Raw genomic sequence first — 15,080 nt, 5'->3', positions numbered from 1 at the left:
AGGTCAACGGCCGTTGAAAGAAGGAAGATGCCTTGCGGCTTGGGCAGCTGCTCTGAGAAAACCAGCGCACTATGCGTCCCTTGGCTTGCGATCTGCCGAGTTCACATCCATTGGCACAAAATACTCGGCAGCAAGGGGCCGTAACTCGTCAAGCGAAGCGAGCCCGGAAAAGCCCGAACGGAAACGCTCGCGAAAGGTGGCTTATCCTCTGGGACAGTCTCCCGAAACTGCTTATCAGCATCAATCTCCACAAGGACGCAGTTTGGATCATAGACAAGCTGATCTTGAACGCGGGCTATGACGGTGAGTTCGTTGTCCGCCTTGTGCGCTTTGTAAGCTGGGAAGAAGACAGGCCCCCCGTAAAGCTGTTTCACCCAGCTTAGACGCACCAACCCGAAGGCGGCGATGCGCCCTCGCCACTTTCCGCAGTTGAAGGCAAGCAGGCCGCGGTTGGTCTCCTCAAGACGCGCGTGTGCACTTCGGAGCCAGTCAACTCCCGGAAAAGCATCCTCCGCAACGTAAGCCAGATATCGAACGCGCAACTGAGCAGCGGTGTCGTTCAGGGTTTTGATGAAGCCCTGTCGCACCGTGTCCTCCACAATAAAGACGGTGGTCGTCATCCCCGCCCTCTTCAACAGGATCTTTGCGGTTTCGGTGGCCTTCGCGACATTTAGGCTTGGCATAACAATGGCGACGCCATCGGGGTCGCTGTATGACAGGAGGTGCAACTTTTCTACGCGTGTTGTTTTGATCAGCGCATCCATAGTCAGACTACTTTCTTTCAGCAAGACCGTTGTACATGGTAACGGTCGGCATCTGCCGGTGCGTCAGCTCGCAAGACGGCGAAGCGAAACGGCACCAAGATTTGAGCGACGGATCGGCAGGGCCCGTGGCAAATCTCCTTTGCGTACACGGCCATGGTGAATTGTACCCGGCCTATAGGCAAAAGCACGCTTGAGACTGGAATCTTGTCTCCAAGAAAGTTTGGCTGGCTGCTTAGGTGCCGATCTTCATGCCCTCCCCGACCCCGTTAGAGCCCGGAATCCCACGTCGACTCGGGCGGCGCAATGGGTTCTTGCGGCTCAGAACTGCAGGCTCTAGAGAGTAGCCACGAAATGCTATAGTACCGGCATTTATGGGGAGTTTGCCGTGAAGATTTGTATGATTGGCGCGGGATATGTGGGGCTGGTCTCAGCCGCCTGCTTCGCTGACTTCGGCTGGAACATTATTTGCGTCGACAAGGACAATGATCGCGTCGAGGGGCTGAAGAAGGGCCGAATTCCGATCTACGAACCCGGCCTTGACGACCTCGTCGAGAGGAACGTAGCCGCCGGCCGCATGCACTTCACTATGTCGCTCGAGGAAGGCGCCCGGGGCGCCGATGTGATCTTCCTAGCTGTCGGAACGCCGATGCGCCGTGGCGACGGTTACGCCGACCTGAGCTACGTCTTCGAGGCCGCCGAGGAGCTCGCGCAGCATGTCGGGTCAGAGATCGTCGTCACCACAAAGTCAACCGTGCCGGTCGGCACCAGCCGGGAGCTCGAACGGCGGTTGCGTGCTCTGCGCCCCGATGTCGACTTTGCGGTTTGCTCGAATCCCGAGTTCTTGCGGGAGGCTTCCGCCATCCGCGACTTCACCCACCCTGATCGTGTGCTCATTGGTGTTGACAGTCCGCGCGGTCGAGAGGTCATGGCGCGGCTATACGAGCCGTTGGCTCTGCGCAAGGCGCCAATAGTCTTCACCAGCCGCGAGTCCGCCGAACTAGCCAAATATGCCGCTAACGCCTTCCTTGCCATGAAGATCACCTTCATCAACGAGGTGGCGGACCTTTGTGAGATGGTTGGGGCCGATGTCGGTGAGGTGGCGAATGCCATCGGTGCCGACGGTCGCATCGGATCAAAATTCCTGCATGCCGGTCCCGGTTACGGTGGCTCTTGCTTCCCCAAAGACGTCAGCGCCCTTGTCAGGACGGCGCGCGAAGCGAGATGTCCGGTTTCACTCGTGGAGCAGGTCGAGAAAGTCAACGCAGAGCGCAAGATCTCAATGGGGACGCGCATCGAAGAAGCCGCTGGCGGGTCCGTGCGCGGCAAGACGATCGCGATCTTGGGCGTAACCTTCAAGCCTAACACCGATGATATGCGTGAAGCGCCTAGCCTCGTGATCGTGCCGATGCTCCAAGCTCGCGGCGCAACGGTCAAAGCGTGCGACCCCCAGGGTCGCGAAAATGCGGAGATGTTGTTGCCGGAAGTGGAGTGGTGCAGCAGTGCGCTCGAGACCGCGAGGGACGCCGACGTTCTGGTGGTGCTCACGGAATGGAATGAATTCCGTGCCGTCGATCTGAAGCAGCTTCGGGCAACGATGCGCGGCGACGCACTCGTGGATCTGCGGAACGTTTACCAGCCGGCGCAGGCGGAAGCCGCAGGCTTCACCTATCGAGGCGTGGGACGGGGTGCTGGCACTCTCAAGTCTCCGCGTCAACTAGATGTCGCGCTATCGCGGCAGAACGGCCTCGCAATGGAGATCACAAATACGGACGCCGGCTAGCGGTTTGTTTCTCAGGGCTCATCCGCCATCGCGGCGCCGCGTCGGGCCAATTGCGCTGGATCGCCGCAATCTTGGCGAATTCTTGCGCGAGACCGAAGTCGCAGGGGTGTCGGGAACAGCCGGCATCCAACAGAACCTCGGCCGCCGGCAGGTCCCGTCGAGCGTAAGACGCGGCTTACCTCGATGTGGCGGGGAGAGCCCGTTTCCCCACGAGAAACGACCAGGGGACGCCCCCTTGCGAGCACAACCATAGAGGTTTTTAAATAGATAGGACGTGTTCGGATTGCACGCCTTCTGCTGAGCCAAGTTTCATGTCATGCAACCCCAGGCAAGCCCATTGGGCTGGTGCGGGAGGGGGCTTATAGAGTTGCGACGGCGGGCGGGACGCCGTATCTATGTTACTCTAGGTTGTCCTGCGTCAACGTAGCGTGGTGTTGGGGGTTGGTTGTCTATCAGCGTTGAGGACCTTGAGATTCCGGATGTCAAAATCATCCGGCTTCCCAAGCATGGCGACGATCGGGGGTTTTTTACCGAAACGTACAGCAGGCGCAAGTTTGCTGACGCCGGCGTTAATGTCGACCTCGTTCAAGACAACCATGCTTTTTCTGCGCACAAGGGAACTCTACGGGGGCTGCACTTCCAGGTCCCTCCCTTCGCGCAAGCCAAACTCGTGCGCGTGGCCAGAGGTGCCATACTCGATGTCGCGGTGGACTTACGGGTCGGGTCGCCGACTTTTGGACGTCATGTGTCGGCCGTCATCAGCGCAGAGGAATGGAATCAGATTTTTGTCCCTGTTGGCTTCGCCCATGGGCTCCTCACGCTAGAGTCTAACACCGAGGTGCTTTACAAGGTGAGCGACGTATACTCGCCAGAGCACGACAAGGGCCTGTTGTGGAATGATCCGGCGCTGGGGATCGCCTGGCCGGTCACCGACGTGATCCTTTCTCCTAAGGACCGGGCACAGCCGCTACTTGCCAACTTGCCAGCCTATTTTCAGTTCGAGGGGGTGAAGCCGTGATTGTCGTGGTGACCGGCGGCGCCGGGTTCATAGGGTCGGCATTGGTGCGGATGCTGATCAATGAAACGTCTGTCAACGTTGTCAACGTCGACAAGCTCACTTACGCCGGAAACCTTGCCTCGCTTGCAGTGGTTGAGGGAGATCCCCGCTATCGTTTCGTCCGAGCCGATATCTGCGACGGTCAAGCCATGACTGAGCTCTTTCGCGTGATGGAGCCCGATGTTGTGATGCATCTCGCAGCAGAAAGTCATGTCGATCGGTCAATCGATGGCCCCTCGGACTTTATCGAGACGAACATCGTGGGCACTTACACACTGCTCGAAGTGGCGCGCGCCTATTGGTCGTCGCTGCCGCCGCAGAAGCAGGAAGCATTTCGCTTCCATCACATCTCCACGGACGAGGTTTATGGGTCACTGGGGGACATCGGAAGCTTCACGGAGACGACGCCCTACGCTCCGAGCAGCCCATATTCTGCGAGCAAGGCTTCCTCCGACCATTTGGTCAGGGCCTGGCATCACACCTTCGGGCTCCCGGTGGTCATCACTAATTGCTCCAACAACTATGGCCCCTACCAGTTTCCGGAAAAGCTCATCCCGCTGACCATTTTGAACGGCTTGGAAAGCAAGCCACTTCCCGTCTATGGTCAAGGCACCAACGTCAGAGACTGGCTCTATGTCGATGACCATGCGCGCGCCCTGTGGACGGTAGTAAGCCGCGGCGAGATTGGCGAAACGTACAATATTGGCGGCGAAGCGGAGCTTCGTAACATAGACGTTGTGCGGCAGATCTGTGACCTGCTGGATGAGTGCGTTCCGCATGCTATCTCGAAACACGAACTGGTTACATTTGTTGCCGACCGGCCGGGCCACGATGCGCGCTACGCGATGGACATCAGCAAGATCAAGCGGGAGCTGGGCTGGGAGCCGCGGGAGAGCTTCGAGGCCGCACTGCGAAAAACTGTCCATTGGTACATCGAAAACACCCGGTGGTGGGAGGACATTCGCAATGGGCGCTATGCGGGCAAGCGGCTAGGATTGCAGAACATCGCGGCTACAGTCTGATGGCGGGAATTCTACTTACTGGCGCCAATGGTCAGGTCGGCTGGGAGATCGCTCGGCAGGCCAGACTTCTCGGCCTGCCTTGCCAAGCTTTGGAGAGAACGTCACTCGATATCACCGTGGCTGACGCAGTGCTTCGCGCCGTCGTACATTTCGCGCCCCTCGTAGTGATCAACGCCGCAGCATATACGAACGTCGACAAGGCTGAAACCGACTCAGAGACAGCATTCTCGGTCAACCGGGATGGAGCGGCCCACTTGGCTCACGCCTGCGCTAGAGTCGACATACCCATCATCCATATTTCGACCGACTACGTATTCGATGGAACCAAGAAGACGCCTTACACCGAAGACGATCCCGGCTCTCCTCTTAGTATCTACGGAGAGAGCAAACTGGCGGGTGAGGCGGCCGTCCGTGAGTATTGTGCGAAGCATGTAGTCTTGCGAACGGCGTGGGTTTACGGGCTTCACGGCCCAAACTTCGTGAAAACCATGTTGCGGCTCGCAGGGGAGCGAGACCAGATCAAAGTTGTCGATGATCAGTTCGGCAACCCGACCTTTGCCGGAGACCTCGGCAGGGCGATTTTGACGTTGGTTCGGCGGTTGCAGTTAGGCACATGGCCGAAGCAAGGCTTCGGCACGTTCCATCTCGCGGGCGAGTGGACAACCAGCTGGTGTGGCTTTGCCCAAATGATTTTTGAAGAAGCTCGTCCTAGGCTGGCGCACGTACCAGCGATAGAGCCGATCACGACGGCTGATTATCCTACGCTAGCAAAGAGGCCTGCCTACTCGGCACTCGATTGCGGCCGCTTCGCTAGAATCCATGGTATCGCCATGCGACCTGGCAGAAGCGCTTTATCCGAGATGCTCGATACGACCCTTGGTCTTTTTCCGGCTAAGGGAATAAGGAAGTTCTAGCGGAGTTGGGGAAAAAGCAATGAAGGGGATAATTCTGGCTGGGGGATCCGGCACGCGACTCTATCCGGTCACGAGGGCAGTATCCAAGCAACTGCTACCAGTCTTCGATAAGCCCATGATCTACTATCCCCTAAGTACGTTGATGCTCGCGGGAATCCGGGACGTCTTGGTGATAACCACTCCTCAGGATGCAGCCAGTTTCGTCGAGCTTTTGGGAGACGGCAGCCAATGGGGCATCTCGATACAATTTACTGCTCAGCCGCGACCGGACGGGCTCGCACAGGCATTCATCTTGGGGAAGGAGTTCATTGGAAAAAGCTCCTGCGCGCTCGTGTTGGGGGACAATATCTTCTTCGGACACGGCCTCGTGGACCTATTGCGGCGATCATCAGCCTTACAGATGGAGCGACCATCTTTGCGTATCAAGTGCCGGACCCGGAACGCTACGGCGTTGTACATTTCGACGAAGAGCTCAGGGCCACAGATCTGGAAGAGAAGCCGACTAGTCCGCGTTCTAACTGGGCGGTGACAGGGCTTTATTTTTACGATAACGACGTCGTCCGTATTGCTGAAAGTATAATGCCAAGTGCGCGCGGCGAGTTGGAAATTACTGACGTTAACAAGGCCTACCTAGAACGTGGGAGACTTGGTGTCGAGAAGTTGGGTCGGGGCTATGCATGGTTTGATGCGGGGACCTGTGAAAGCCTTTTGGAGGCATCGTCTTTTGTTCGGGCTATTGAGAGGCGACAGGGAATGCGAATCTCAGTCCCCGAAGAGATTGCATTTGACAATGGTTGGATTGATTCTGATGAACTGGGCCGATTAGGCAAGTCCTATAAAAACAATGAATATGGAGAATATCTCGTCAGGCTTTCTTCATCATAGACTTCGCACTCCGTTTCCTCTGCTAAGAACCTGCCATGGCCAAACAACAACAGGCTGTTGCTGCGATAATCCCATTGCACAATGGTGGGAAGTATATCGAAGGGTCACTCAACAGCATCCTGTCTCAGTCTGTCCTTCCGACGGAAGTGGTGGTCGTCGACGACGGGTCTACGGACGATGGCCCAATAATCGTCGAAGCATTTGCGGATAGGAATGAGAAGATCAGGCTTGTGCGGCAGCAACAAGAGGGGCAGTCGTCGGCGAGAAATCGTGGCGCTAGAGAGGTGAAGGAAGCGTTGCTCGCTTTCTTGGATCAAGATGATCTATGGCTACCCGATCACATCGAGAATCTCATAGAGCCGTTTGCAGAGCGTCGAGCGAGACCACTGGGTTGGGTGTATAGCGATGTCGATCTGATGGATGAGAGAGGTTGTGTATTCAAGCGCTCCTATCTTGGGGCCACCAACCGGGGAGAGGAACATCCAAAGCGCACGCTGGCGGCTTGTTTGCGGAATGACATGATGGTGTGGGTCTCTTCAGCTGTCATTTCTCACGAAGCATTTGACGCAGTTGGAGGATTTGACGAGACTTTGCGTGGCTACGAAGATGACGATCTTTGGTTGCGCTTTTTCCAAGCTGGATTCGACAATGTCTTTGTTCCGGAGGTCTCAACGAGAGTGCGCAGACATGGTGCATCCGCTACACATTCAGACCGTATGAAAATCTCAAGAGGCCTATACGGAAAGAAACTTTTAGAGGCCTATGAGAACGGTTCGGGATCAAACGCAAACCTCGTCAAACATCACATTATTCATCGTTTTGTGGAAGCGGAGCTGAGAGATATCCGCCGCTGCATGAGAACAGATGACCACACAAAGATGGTGGCCTGCATGAACAACCTAAAGGGGTATCAGCCCTACTTGGACGCTGATACTGAACGTCGCGTCGTAGAGGTTACGAGTAAGATCGAAGCTGGCTTACTCTCAACTGAGAGCAACGCTTCAGAGGTGACATTAAGCTGCGATTTTGGCGCTGAGCATTTTTCAAAACTACCTTCAGTGCAGCCTCAGGAGATTTCTCAGAGCGATATCTTTGCCGCACTACAAGCAGCCTTCTGGAATGTGCGGGATCCAGTCCCCAGCGCATGGAGTGAGCATATTCCATTTTTGTTCAGCCTAGTGTCACTTCTGAAACCCCGTCGATATGTCGAGCTTGGCGTCCACCACGGAGCGAGTTTCTTAGCTGCTTGTCAAGCGGTGGAAAGGATGCAGCTACGGTGCAATTGTGTGGCCATAGACAGCTGGATTGGGGACCCGCACGCGGGCAGACATGTCGACAGTGTCTTCACTGATTTTCGCAACAATATTTCGAAAAGCTATGATTCCTTTGCTGGCTATATTCGAAAAAACTTCGATTCCGCTTTGGAGCAATTTGAGGACTCGTCGGTTGACCTGCTTCATATCGACGGATTCCATTCATTCGACGCTGTCCGCAATGACTTCACTACGTGGCAGCCAAAGCTGTCTGACGTGGGTGTAGTACTTTTTCACGATGTGAACGAATACCGAGCCGACTTCGGCGTTTGGCGCTTCTGGAACCAAATTCGTAAGCAGTACCCGAGTTTTGCATTTGGCCACGGACATGGATTAGGTGTTCTAATTGTAGGTGAACATAGTCCGCTCAGGCGTCCGATTGAGGGGCGATCGGCTTCGCTACTGTCGGACGATATATTGGACCTGGCAATAGTGCTATTTGGTGGCCTCGGTCAATTTCCCGAAACGGCGATACAAAAGCCATCGAAGGATGCCCTGCAAGCCAAAGACAATAGAATAAGGCAGCTGGAAATGCAGATCAGCGAATTTCAAAGGTCTACTTCATGGCGCATCACAAAGCCATTGCGGGCGCTGGCGCGAGCTTTATCCCTTAACAAAAATCGCTGACTGCGGGGCCGTTGCTGCCAGATCGCTTGCACGCTCTTGATCGTGTTGCAAGAGGACATTCAAAACGCACGTTGGGGCATGAGTTGGATATCAGGGCGATTTCATTGATACGCAATGAGCGAGATATCTGGCCATACGTACTGGAAAGAGCCCTGCAACTCTTCGACCACATCTATGTTGTCGACCACCAGTCAACAGACGGCACAGAAGAGATAACTAAGTTTTTTGCCAACGCTTATCCTAAAGCCATTTCAAGGTTTGCCCTTCGACAGCAGGGTTATTACCAGAATCAGGTATCGAATCGATTGGCGCGCAGAGCGTTTGAAGACGGAGCTGATTGGGTGCTTTTTCTGGACGCGGACGAGTTCTACCGCGTTAACGACAGGGCTGGCCTAGAAGACGCTCTGGCTACTCATGCTGAGACAGTCGTTTCTTTCGTTTGGCGAAATCTGCTGCCATCTGAATTCGGCTCATTCTGTGACTTCCCGATCGTTCAGCGATACTTCACGCTGAATACACCCTCGACCTTTTCGAAAGTTTCGATTTCTGCCCCTTGGGCAACACGCTTTCCAACTTTTCAAATTTCTATGGGGAACCACGGGGTAGCACCTTGGAGGGGCGCTCAGCCAATAGCCGGCCCACCAGTGGGTGAAATACTCCACGTGCCTGTTCGCTCTCTTGAAAGGCTAGCGTTCAAAATTGACTGCGGAATTTCTGCCTATGAGGCCAAAGCAAATAAGTCGCCAAATGAAGGTCACCATTGGTACACTTACGGGAGCTTCTGAAATCTGGTCAGGATTCGGATCTGCGAAGATTCGTTCTCAAGTATGGTTGCCGACCTGAGGACACAGGAGGCATGGAACAGGCTATTGAGGTCGTCGATGATTTTCTAAAAGAGAGCTTCGATCCTCCCGATACACCCGCTGTCATGCGCTCATCGGTCCATAGTGCTGAAAGGGCGCTCGGTTGGGTGCCCTCACCTGACACGCAGGACCCGGTTGCCCAAGTCGAGGGAGACGAGATAAAAATTGGGCTACACCCCGTCTCTGGTCGGGGATTGGACCAACCTACAACTTTCAGGCAGCTCTCTGAAACAAAGTGCGACTGGGCTGGAATTTCAGACCATCCGTTGCATCTGGGAAGCATTCCATCTGTGCCTGAAGTAGGCCCAGAAGACAGGTCACGCGACGTTGTCCCAATTATTGCTGTCTTGGTTGGGCTCCTAGAGCCTCGCAGATACGTTGAGCTCGGTGTTGCTACCGGAGAAGCATTTTTTGCTGCGTGCGAAGCGGGACGAGGCTATGGCAGTACAGCTGAATGCATCGCAATAGACGCTTGGGCCGATGATTCCGAATGGTGCAACTTCAGAAACTTAGCTGAGACACGGTTCCGAGATATGACTCACTATATCCGCGGTCGATTAGAAGACGCGTTGTCATTCTTCGAGGATGGTTCAATAGATTTCTTGCACGTCAGCCCTCTTGTTATCAATGACGGCACGTTGGAACTCAAGGCATGGCTCCGGAAAATGTCTGATCGAGGCGTGGTTGTAGTGCAATACGGCGCGCTCAATGCAAGCGAGATGCAATCAAATTGGAAGGACCTAGAGAGCAGCCTGCCAGTCTGGCGCAATGATTACTTTCATCTGGGGCTCGCGTACGTTGGAACTTTTGAAGGTATCGTGGCAGAGACGCTAAATTGGTTGAGAGATAATCCTTCAGCTGGGCGGAGACTGACCCAACTGTTTAATCTTTTCTGCCATAGCCAGAGTGTAATTGCACAACAAGCCTCGGCTTTAGAAGTGGAGAAGAGGAAGCGCCAGGACGCGAAGGATCAACTCTCGGCGGTTAAACGGTCCACGATGTGGCGGGTCACCAGTCCAGTGAGGTTGGTAGGAAGCTTTCTGAAACCGTTGCTGCGAGCAGGCTCTAGCAAATGTCATTGATCCTCGGGTCAGTGTTGCAACGCTTGAAGAAGGCCGGTTTTCCCAAAGCTGAAGTGCCCCTTATCGAACGTGTACGGCAGTCCCAACGTGATTTTTACTCAAAGATAGAGTTCAAGCTGCTGTTCGATAGAGGAAAGCAGAGGCGCTTCCTAGTCTTTATTCAATGCTCAGCGAACAGCTATAACAAGGCACTTCTTTCTAATAGAAATCGGTCGTTTGATCTGCTACTTAACTTTTACGATGGCGTGCCCGACCTTAGGCCGGAGGTTGAAATAGCCTGCCATCAGATAGGTTCCAAGTGCACTGCCATTTCTAAGATAACCTGTGAAAGCCCAGATCTGCTCGATCGGTATGAATGGGTACTCTTCTTGGACGATGACATTGAGCTAAGCACCGACCAACTGAATGCGCTGTTTGCTGAAGTGGATAACTCTTCCTTAGATGCGGCCCAGCCGGCGCTGAGCCATGACAGCCCGGGCGCTGGGACGCCCTTCGAGAGACCGGCTTGGAAGGTCGTACAGCGGTCACCAACACGATCGAGATCATGATGCCGTGTCTGTCAAGGCGAGCCCTTAAGGAAGCGGCGTGGGTGTTCAAAGAATCTGTGAGCGGCTATGGCGTAGACCTCTTACTAGGGGCTTACCTTTCCAGAAGGTTTGGGATCGATACGTTCGTTATCGGTTCTGTTGTAGCCACCCACCAGCGGCCCATCGACCAGCGCGACGGAGCTTTCTACAAGTTCCTTCGTAGCCAGCGTATCGATCCATTAGAAGAGCTGCGAGTTATCACAAAACTCTTCGGTCTTTCGCTCGAGATCTATCGTATACGGCTTCTTTAGTGGCGAGCATGCACCACTTCGGGTCGAAATCGCAATCCGTGGAGAGGTTCCCATGTAAGTTTGCGGCCGCGTAAGAGCCCATCGATAAGATCGCCGCCGCGGGACAGAACAGATGATTAGCCGACACTCGACGCCGCTAGAGGCACTCAAACTATAGACGGCCAGTATATCCGAAAATCGCCACATCTTTGGCGTATAAATCAGTTACCCGTTTTCTCGTTTCATAACTGTAAAGGTCGGCGGATGTTGATGAACTACTGCGGTTTTCGTGCGGAATATCGACCACCGGCAAGCCAATGTGCGCAGCAACAACGCGGAAATCATTATCGAAATTTTCGAACCGACCAATGAAGTCAACGTGATTGAGGTCAATAAGCCGACATTGTAGACGCAGGTGAACATCGCAGGTCTCAAGGTCTTTTGTCTGCACCCAATCGATGAATGAGTTGAAATTCGACATCGATTGACGCTGATCGCCACTAAGATGAAAATAATTCTGATCCAGAACCCTGTTGCGCCAGCATGAAGCGAGACGATCCAAGGGGTCGCGAACGAAAGCGAATCTGAAATAATTCGCAAAGTGTTTTGGCGGGTAGTAACAATTCATGGGATGATCGGCATCTAGCTTTATTCCTCCCGCATCGATTGCCGAAAATACTGTTCGCGTGCAAACCTTGCTACGCGATACCATAAAAAGCGCCGATCATGGGATATAGATATGTTGTACTGTGTCTCTGAGGGAAGCAACGGCAATCCACGACGGACTATAGCCGCATAGGACTGATATAGTTTGCTGTACTTAGTCAGTTCCTGTGACCGTTTGGCCGTTGCACGAGTTCTTATCAATTGTACCTCCTGAAACGAGGTTGCAATATTATCAGGGCGTCTATGGTGGGGCGAGAGCGTAGTGCAATGAAGTCATCGATCACTGAACGAACCGGTCCGGAGACTTTAGACAGCTAATTTCCACTCCCAAAAAGCTTGAGGCGCTATTTGAGAGGTCCACGCACCCTTCGCTGCGCTACATACGTTGGTGAGCGAGCTGCCCGCTACCAAGAAACTCAAGACGCAAGAAGCTAGAAACTCGTGCGTGCCGCAAGAGGGTCGACCTAGGCATCGAAATTTCCGACCATCCGGCTCGTCCCGATACCTAAATGGCTGTTCAGGGATAGGGAGTTTGGCAGTCTCAGCAATGGTAGTGCCTGCGCGGTGATAAAAAATGAGCAACGAAACACTACGGAATCCTAGCGGCAACTCCTTACAACCCAACTTCTGTGTCTTCACGACACTTGTTGGAAACTACGAGCGCTTAAATGAGCAATCCGTCGCGGCCATATCATCCGTTCCGTTCATTTGTTTGACGGATGACGCAAAGTTGCAGAGCACCAGCTGGCAGGTTCGGCGCGTTCCAACTCTATTCGGTGTGGACCCAATTCGGAGTCAGCGTGCGCTCAAGATCCAGCCCTTCGAATGCCTCCCGGAGTTCGACTGTTCGCTCTACATCGACAACAGCGTTCTTCTAACCAAAGCGCCCGAGAAGCTCTTTGAACAGTTCGATGAGCAAACGGGGTTTGGGATCGGCCAACACGCATTCAGGGAAACGGTGCTCGATGAGTTCTTAGCCGTTGTGCATCAGGGCAAAGACGAACAGGGCCGCGTTTTCGAGCAACTGAATCACTATTCTCTAGTATGCCCCGAGGCCCTGGAAGAAAAGCCCTTCTGGACAGGCCTGATGCTGCGTGACCATCGCAACCCGGATATTCGAGAACTTATGCGCTTTTGGTGCGCTCACGTCCTACGTTACTCCAGGCGCGATCAATTGTCGCTAAACGTTGTTCTTCGATCCAGCAATCTGCGCCCGCAAGTGTTGCCAATCGATACGCATGCGTCACAATTTCACTCCTGGCCCCATACGGCAGGGCGAAGCGAAAGCAAGCGCGCTACCATCGTAAGACTCGGCCAAGTTCCGTCCGCGGTCGGCATTCGGACCCTCGAACTTCAGATGCAGGAATATGAAAGGGCACTCACAGCGGAAAAAGCGAAGGAAGACGCTGCGAAGATTGCCCTTGACCGCGAACGCGCAGATCATATTGCCACGAGAAAGGCACTATCGACGTTAGAGCATTCGGTCTCGCAACTGCGGTCCTCGACTAGTTGGCGCCTCACGGCGCCGCTACGAGCTGTGAAAAGCCGCTTGCGCACGCCGCGAAGGCCGCCTCTTAACTCTTTACGCCCGGCTAAGGAAGCCGCTCGCCCCCGGTTTCATGTCAGCCCTTCGGACAGACGTGGACATGAACTGCTTCGCCGAGCGGGCGACCTAAATCCGCTGACCCTCAAAATATGGTGCCGCTTAGTTGCAGAAGGTCCGTGGACCCACATAATCGACGTAGGGGCCAACTATGGGGAAATGCTGCTAGGCACAAAACTGCCGACGAGCGCAAAAGTTTTGGCTTTCGAACCTAACCCGCTAATTGCACCCTATTTGGAATGGAATCTCGCCGAGGCGAGGATTCGCGCTGATGTTATTCAAACCGCTGTGTCCAATCACGTAGGCGAAGCGCCGTTCTTGATAGACTACAATTGGTCAGGAGTAAGCCGTATTGGCGGAGAAGACAGCGAGACAAAGGACAAGAACCAAACCATCACCGTACCAACAACGACGATTTCGAAAGTCCTTGGCGATGATTCAGATGTCGCCTCCGGGATCCGCTTGCTGATCAAGGTCGATGTCGAAGGACATGAAGTTCGCGCTCTCGCAGGCATGCTGGAAATGCTAGATAGTTTTGAAGATTTTGCGGCATTAGTTGAGCTTCTCCATGTTTCACCATCGGATCGCAGTTGGATTATCAAAAAATTCGACGTCGAACTCCTTGATAAGAAATCGCCTCTTAACGCTCTTGTACGAGTTGTGCCGGCAACGCCAGAAGCCTTCTCTGTAGCTTTGGGCGATGGTCAATATTATCGGCAAGACGTTGTCTTGCGCCGAAAAAAGCGAATTCCAAAAGCAGGCTAGGCAACCGCTCGACTTGGAGAGTGGAATTTTTCCGAAACTCACGCTTGGTCCAATGGATATAGTTTATTGCAGTAACCGGTCCAGGGCCTCCGAGATCTTCGGGGTATTGGCAAGGCCTCCGGTCGAGATGCAGGCCGCTTATAAAATGAGGGGACCATGGGGAGCTCTCGTAGCGACGGAGTCCACTTACTGGGGTTATGCGCCGACTACTCTTGGTGGTGAACTATTCTGTGTTGTCGGGGATCCTTTGGTGTCGGACGTTGCTGTGCGTGAGCGACTGGGGGCAAGCCGCACCATAGGAATCGCCGGAAAGTGGAAGCTCGATGCCAAGTCAGTTGAGCCCGAGCATCCGGCTGCCCTCATTCGGGCGCAGGCTCCAACGACGGTCCAGGTCATAACCGACGCCTGGGGCGCGGTCCCGCTGTTCTACGGTTTGTTTGGCGGCGATCTCTACATCGCAACGAGTCCTGATCTGATCGCGCTTTGCGTTCCAACCGAACTGGATGACCTTTCGGTCCGCGAGTTTCTGGCGACCACGCAGCTCTCGTTCCCCAACACTTTGTTCAAAGACATTTGGCAGATCGCACCGGCCTCAAGCACAACGCTGACGCCAGACGGCATTGTGTCGTCGAGCCGCTATTGGACCCCGCCGCTTCCGATCGAGGGAGAATCGGTTCCAGCGTGGGCTGAACGCCTTCGCGAGAGTGTTACTAAGACCTTCGGGCGGATTCGCGCGGAATTAGGCGGCAAAGGAGCCGCCACGTTAAGTGCTGGGTTGGATACACGATATCTGGTCGCAATGGCCACGCGTGGCAACCTGCTCGACGTCGAGGCAATCACGATTTCGCCGATTCGAAATCAGGAGTCTGGTTGGCGAAGCGCGCAGCACATTTGCTTGGCGTGAGGCATAAATGCGTCGCCC

General features: G+C 54.4%; 13 protein-coding genes and 1 pseudogene. 12 read left to right on the top strand and 2 right to left on the bottom strand.

The window, feature by feature from the left end:
- Positions 1–101 precede the first annotated feature (101 nt).
- The gene (locus AUC71_RS16110) at positions 102–764 is read right to left on the bottom strand and encodes a hypothetical protein (RefSeq protein ID WP_069625069.1); all 663 of its coding nucleotides are present in this window, start codon (positions 762–764) and stop codon (positions 102–104) included.
- Positions 765–1,149: 385 nt separating this feature from the next.
- On the opposite strand from AUC71_RS16110, the gene AUC71_RS16105 reads away from it, so the two are divergent.
- From AUC71_RS16105 to AUC71_RS20470, 10 genes and pseudogenes are all read left to right on the top strand, one after another.
- A complete protein-coding gene (locus tag AUC71_RS16105; protein WP_083238524.1) occupies positions 1,150–2,544 on the top strand; it encodes a UDP-glucose dehydrogenase family protein in 1,395 nt (464 codons plus the stop codon).
- 445 nt (positions 2,545–2,989) lie between these two features.
- On the top strand, positions 2,990–3,562 hold the full coding sequence (gene rfbC / locus AUC71_RS16100) for a dTDP-4-dehydrorhamnose 3,5-epimerase (protein WP_141701777.1): 573 nt from the start codon (positions 2,990–2,992) through the stop codon (positions 3,560–3,562).
- Positions 3,559–4,623 carry a dTDP-glucose 4,6-dehydratase gene (rfbB, locus tag AUC71_RS16095; protein WP_069625068.1) on the top strand — a complete coding sequence of 355 codons (1,065 nt, stop codon included), beginning with the start codon at positions 3,559–3,561 and terminating at the stop codon, positions 4,621–4,623. Before rfbC ends, rfbB begins: the two co-directional genes overlap by 4 nt.
- A complete protein-coding gene (rfbD, locus tag AUC71_RS16090) occupies positions 4,623–5,537 on the top strand; it encodes a dTDP-4-dehydrorhamnose reductase (RefSeq protein ID WP_069625067.1) in 915 nt (304 codons plus the stop codon). The genes rfbB and rfbD overlap by 1 nt, the downstream gene beginning before the upstream one ends.
- Positions 5,538–5,556: 19 nt before the next feature.
- Positions 5,557–6,422: pseudogene (gene rfbA / locus AUC71_RS16085) on the top strand (glucose-1-phosphate thymidylyltransferase RfbA).
- Positions 6,423–6,457: 35 nt separating this feature from the next.
- Entirely contained in the window at positions 6,458–8,362 is a 1,905-nt protein-coding gene (locus AUC71_RS16080) for a glycosyltransferase (protein WP_069625066.1), read from the top strand.
- An 83-nt stretch (positions 8,363–8,445) separates the two neighbouring features.
- Positions 8,446–9,147, top strand: a complete 702-nt coding sequence (locus AUC71_RS18255; protein WP_158007901.1) for a glycosyltransferase family 2 protein — start codon at positions 8,446–8,448, stop codon at positions 9,145–9,147.
- Positions 9,148–9,218: 71 nt separating this feature from the next.
- Positions 9,219–10,307 (top strand): class I SAM-dependent methyltransferase, encoded by a 1,089-nt coding sequence (locus tag AUC71_RS18250; protein ID WP_083238520.1) that lies wholly within the window; start codon positions 9,219–9,221, stop codon positions 10,305–10,307.
- Complete coding sequence (locus AUC71_RS18990) at positions 10,298–10,855, top strand: hypothetical protein (RefSeq protein WP_069625065.1); 558 nt, start codon at positions 10,298–10,300, stop codon at positions 10,853–10,855. The genes AUC71_RS18250 and AUC71_RS18990 overlap by 10 nt, the downstream gene beginning before the upstream one ends.
- The gene (locus AUC71_RS20470) at positions 10,852–11,145 is read left to right on the top strand and encodes a hypothetical protein (RefSeq protein ID WP_069625064.1); all 294 of its coding nucleotides are present in this window, start codon (positions 10,852–10,854) and stop codon (positions 11,143–11,145) included. The genes AUC71_RS18990 and AUC71_RS20470 overlap by 4 nt, the downstream gene beginning before the upstream one ends.
- Before the next feature lie 151 nt (positions 11,146–11,296).
- Here the strand turns inward: AUC71_RS20470 and AUC71_RS18245 are convergent, their stop codons facing one another.
- On the bottom strand, positions 11,297–11,752 hold the full coding sequence (locus tag AUC71_RS18245) for a sulfotransferase family 2 domain-containing protein (protein ID WP_204376765.1): 456 nt from the start codon (positions 11,750–11,752) through the stop codon (positions 11,297–11,299).
- Between the two features lie 612 nt (positions 11,753–12,364).
- On the opposite strand from AUC71_RS18245, the gene AUC71_RS18240 reads away from it, so the two are divergent.
- Entirely contained in the window at positions 12,365–14,158 is a 1,794-nt protein-coding gene (locus AUC71_RS18240) for an FkbM family methyltransferase (RefSeq protein ID WP_083238515.1), read from the top strand.
- A complete protein-coding gene (locus AUC71_RS16060) occupies positions 14,094–15,062 on the top strand; it encodes an asparagine synthetase B family protein (protein WP_069625062.1) in 969 nt (322 codons plus the stop codon). The genes AUC71_RS18240 and AUC71_RS16060 overlap by 65 nt, the downstream gene beginning before the upstream one ends.
- Positions 15,063–15,080 lie beyond the last annotated feature (18 nt).

Origin of the sequence: Methyloceanibacter marginalis, assembly GCF_001723295.1 — a bacterium.
In the GTDB taxonomy this organism is placed as follows: domain Bacteria; phylum Pseudomonadota; class Alphaproteobacteria; order Rhizobiales; family Methyloligellaceae; genus Methyloceanibacter; species Methyloceanibacter marginalis.
The sequence above is the reverse complement of the archived record's forward strand: the minus strand, read 5'-3'. Positions and strand labels throughout refer to the sequence as shown.

Bases quoted from the DNA above. Each gene is read 5' to 3' on its own strand.
- AUC71_RS16060 (WP_069625062.1), top strand. From the start codon at position 14,094: ATGGTCAATATTATCGGCAAGACGTTGTCTTGCGCCGAAAAAAGCGAA.
- AUC71_RS16110 (WP_069625069.1), bottom strand. From the start codon at position 764: ATGGATGCGCTGATCAAAACAACACGCGTAGAAAAGTTGCACCTCCTG.
- AUC71_RS20470 (WP_069625064.1), top strand. From the start codon at position 10,852: ATGATGCCGTGTCTGTCAAGGCGAGCCCTTAAGGAAGCGGCGTGGGTG.
- AUC71_RS18240 (WP_083238515.1), top strand. From the start codon at position 12,365: ATGAGCAACGAAACACTACGGAATCCTAGCGGCAACTCCTTACAACCC.
- AUC71_RS18245 (WP_204376765.1), bottom strand. From the start codon at position 11,752: ATGAATTGTTACTACCCGCCAAAACACTTTGCGAATTATTTCAGATTC.
- rfbD (WP_069625067.1), top strand. From the start codon at position 4,623: ATGGCGGGAATTCTACTTACTGGCGCCAATGGTCAGGTCGGCTGGGAG.
- AUC71_RS18250 (WP_083238520.1), top strand. From the start codon at position 9,219: ATGGAACAGGCTATTGAGGTCGTCGATGATTTTCTAAAAGAGAGCTTC.
- AUC71_RS18990 (WP_069625065.1), top strand. From the start codon at position 10,298: ATGTCATTGATCCTCGGGTCAGTGTTGCAACGCTTGAAGAAGGCCGGT.
- AUC71_RS16080 (WP_069625066.1), top strand. From the start codon at position 6,458: ATGGCCAAACAACAACAGGCTGTTGCTGCGATAATCCCATTGCACAAT.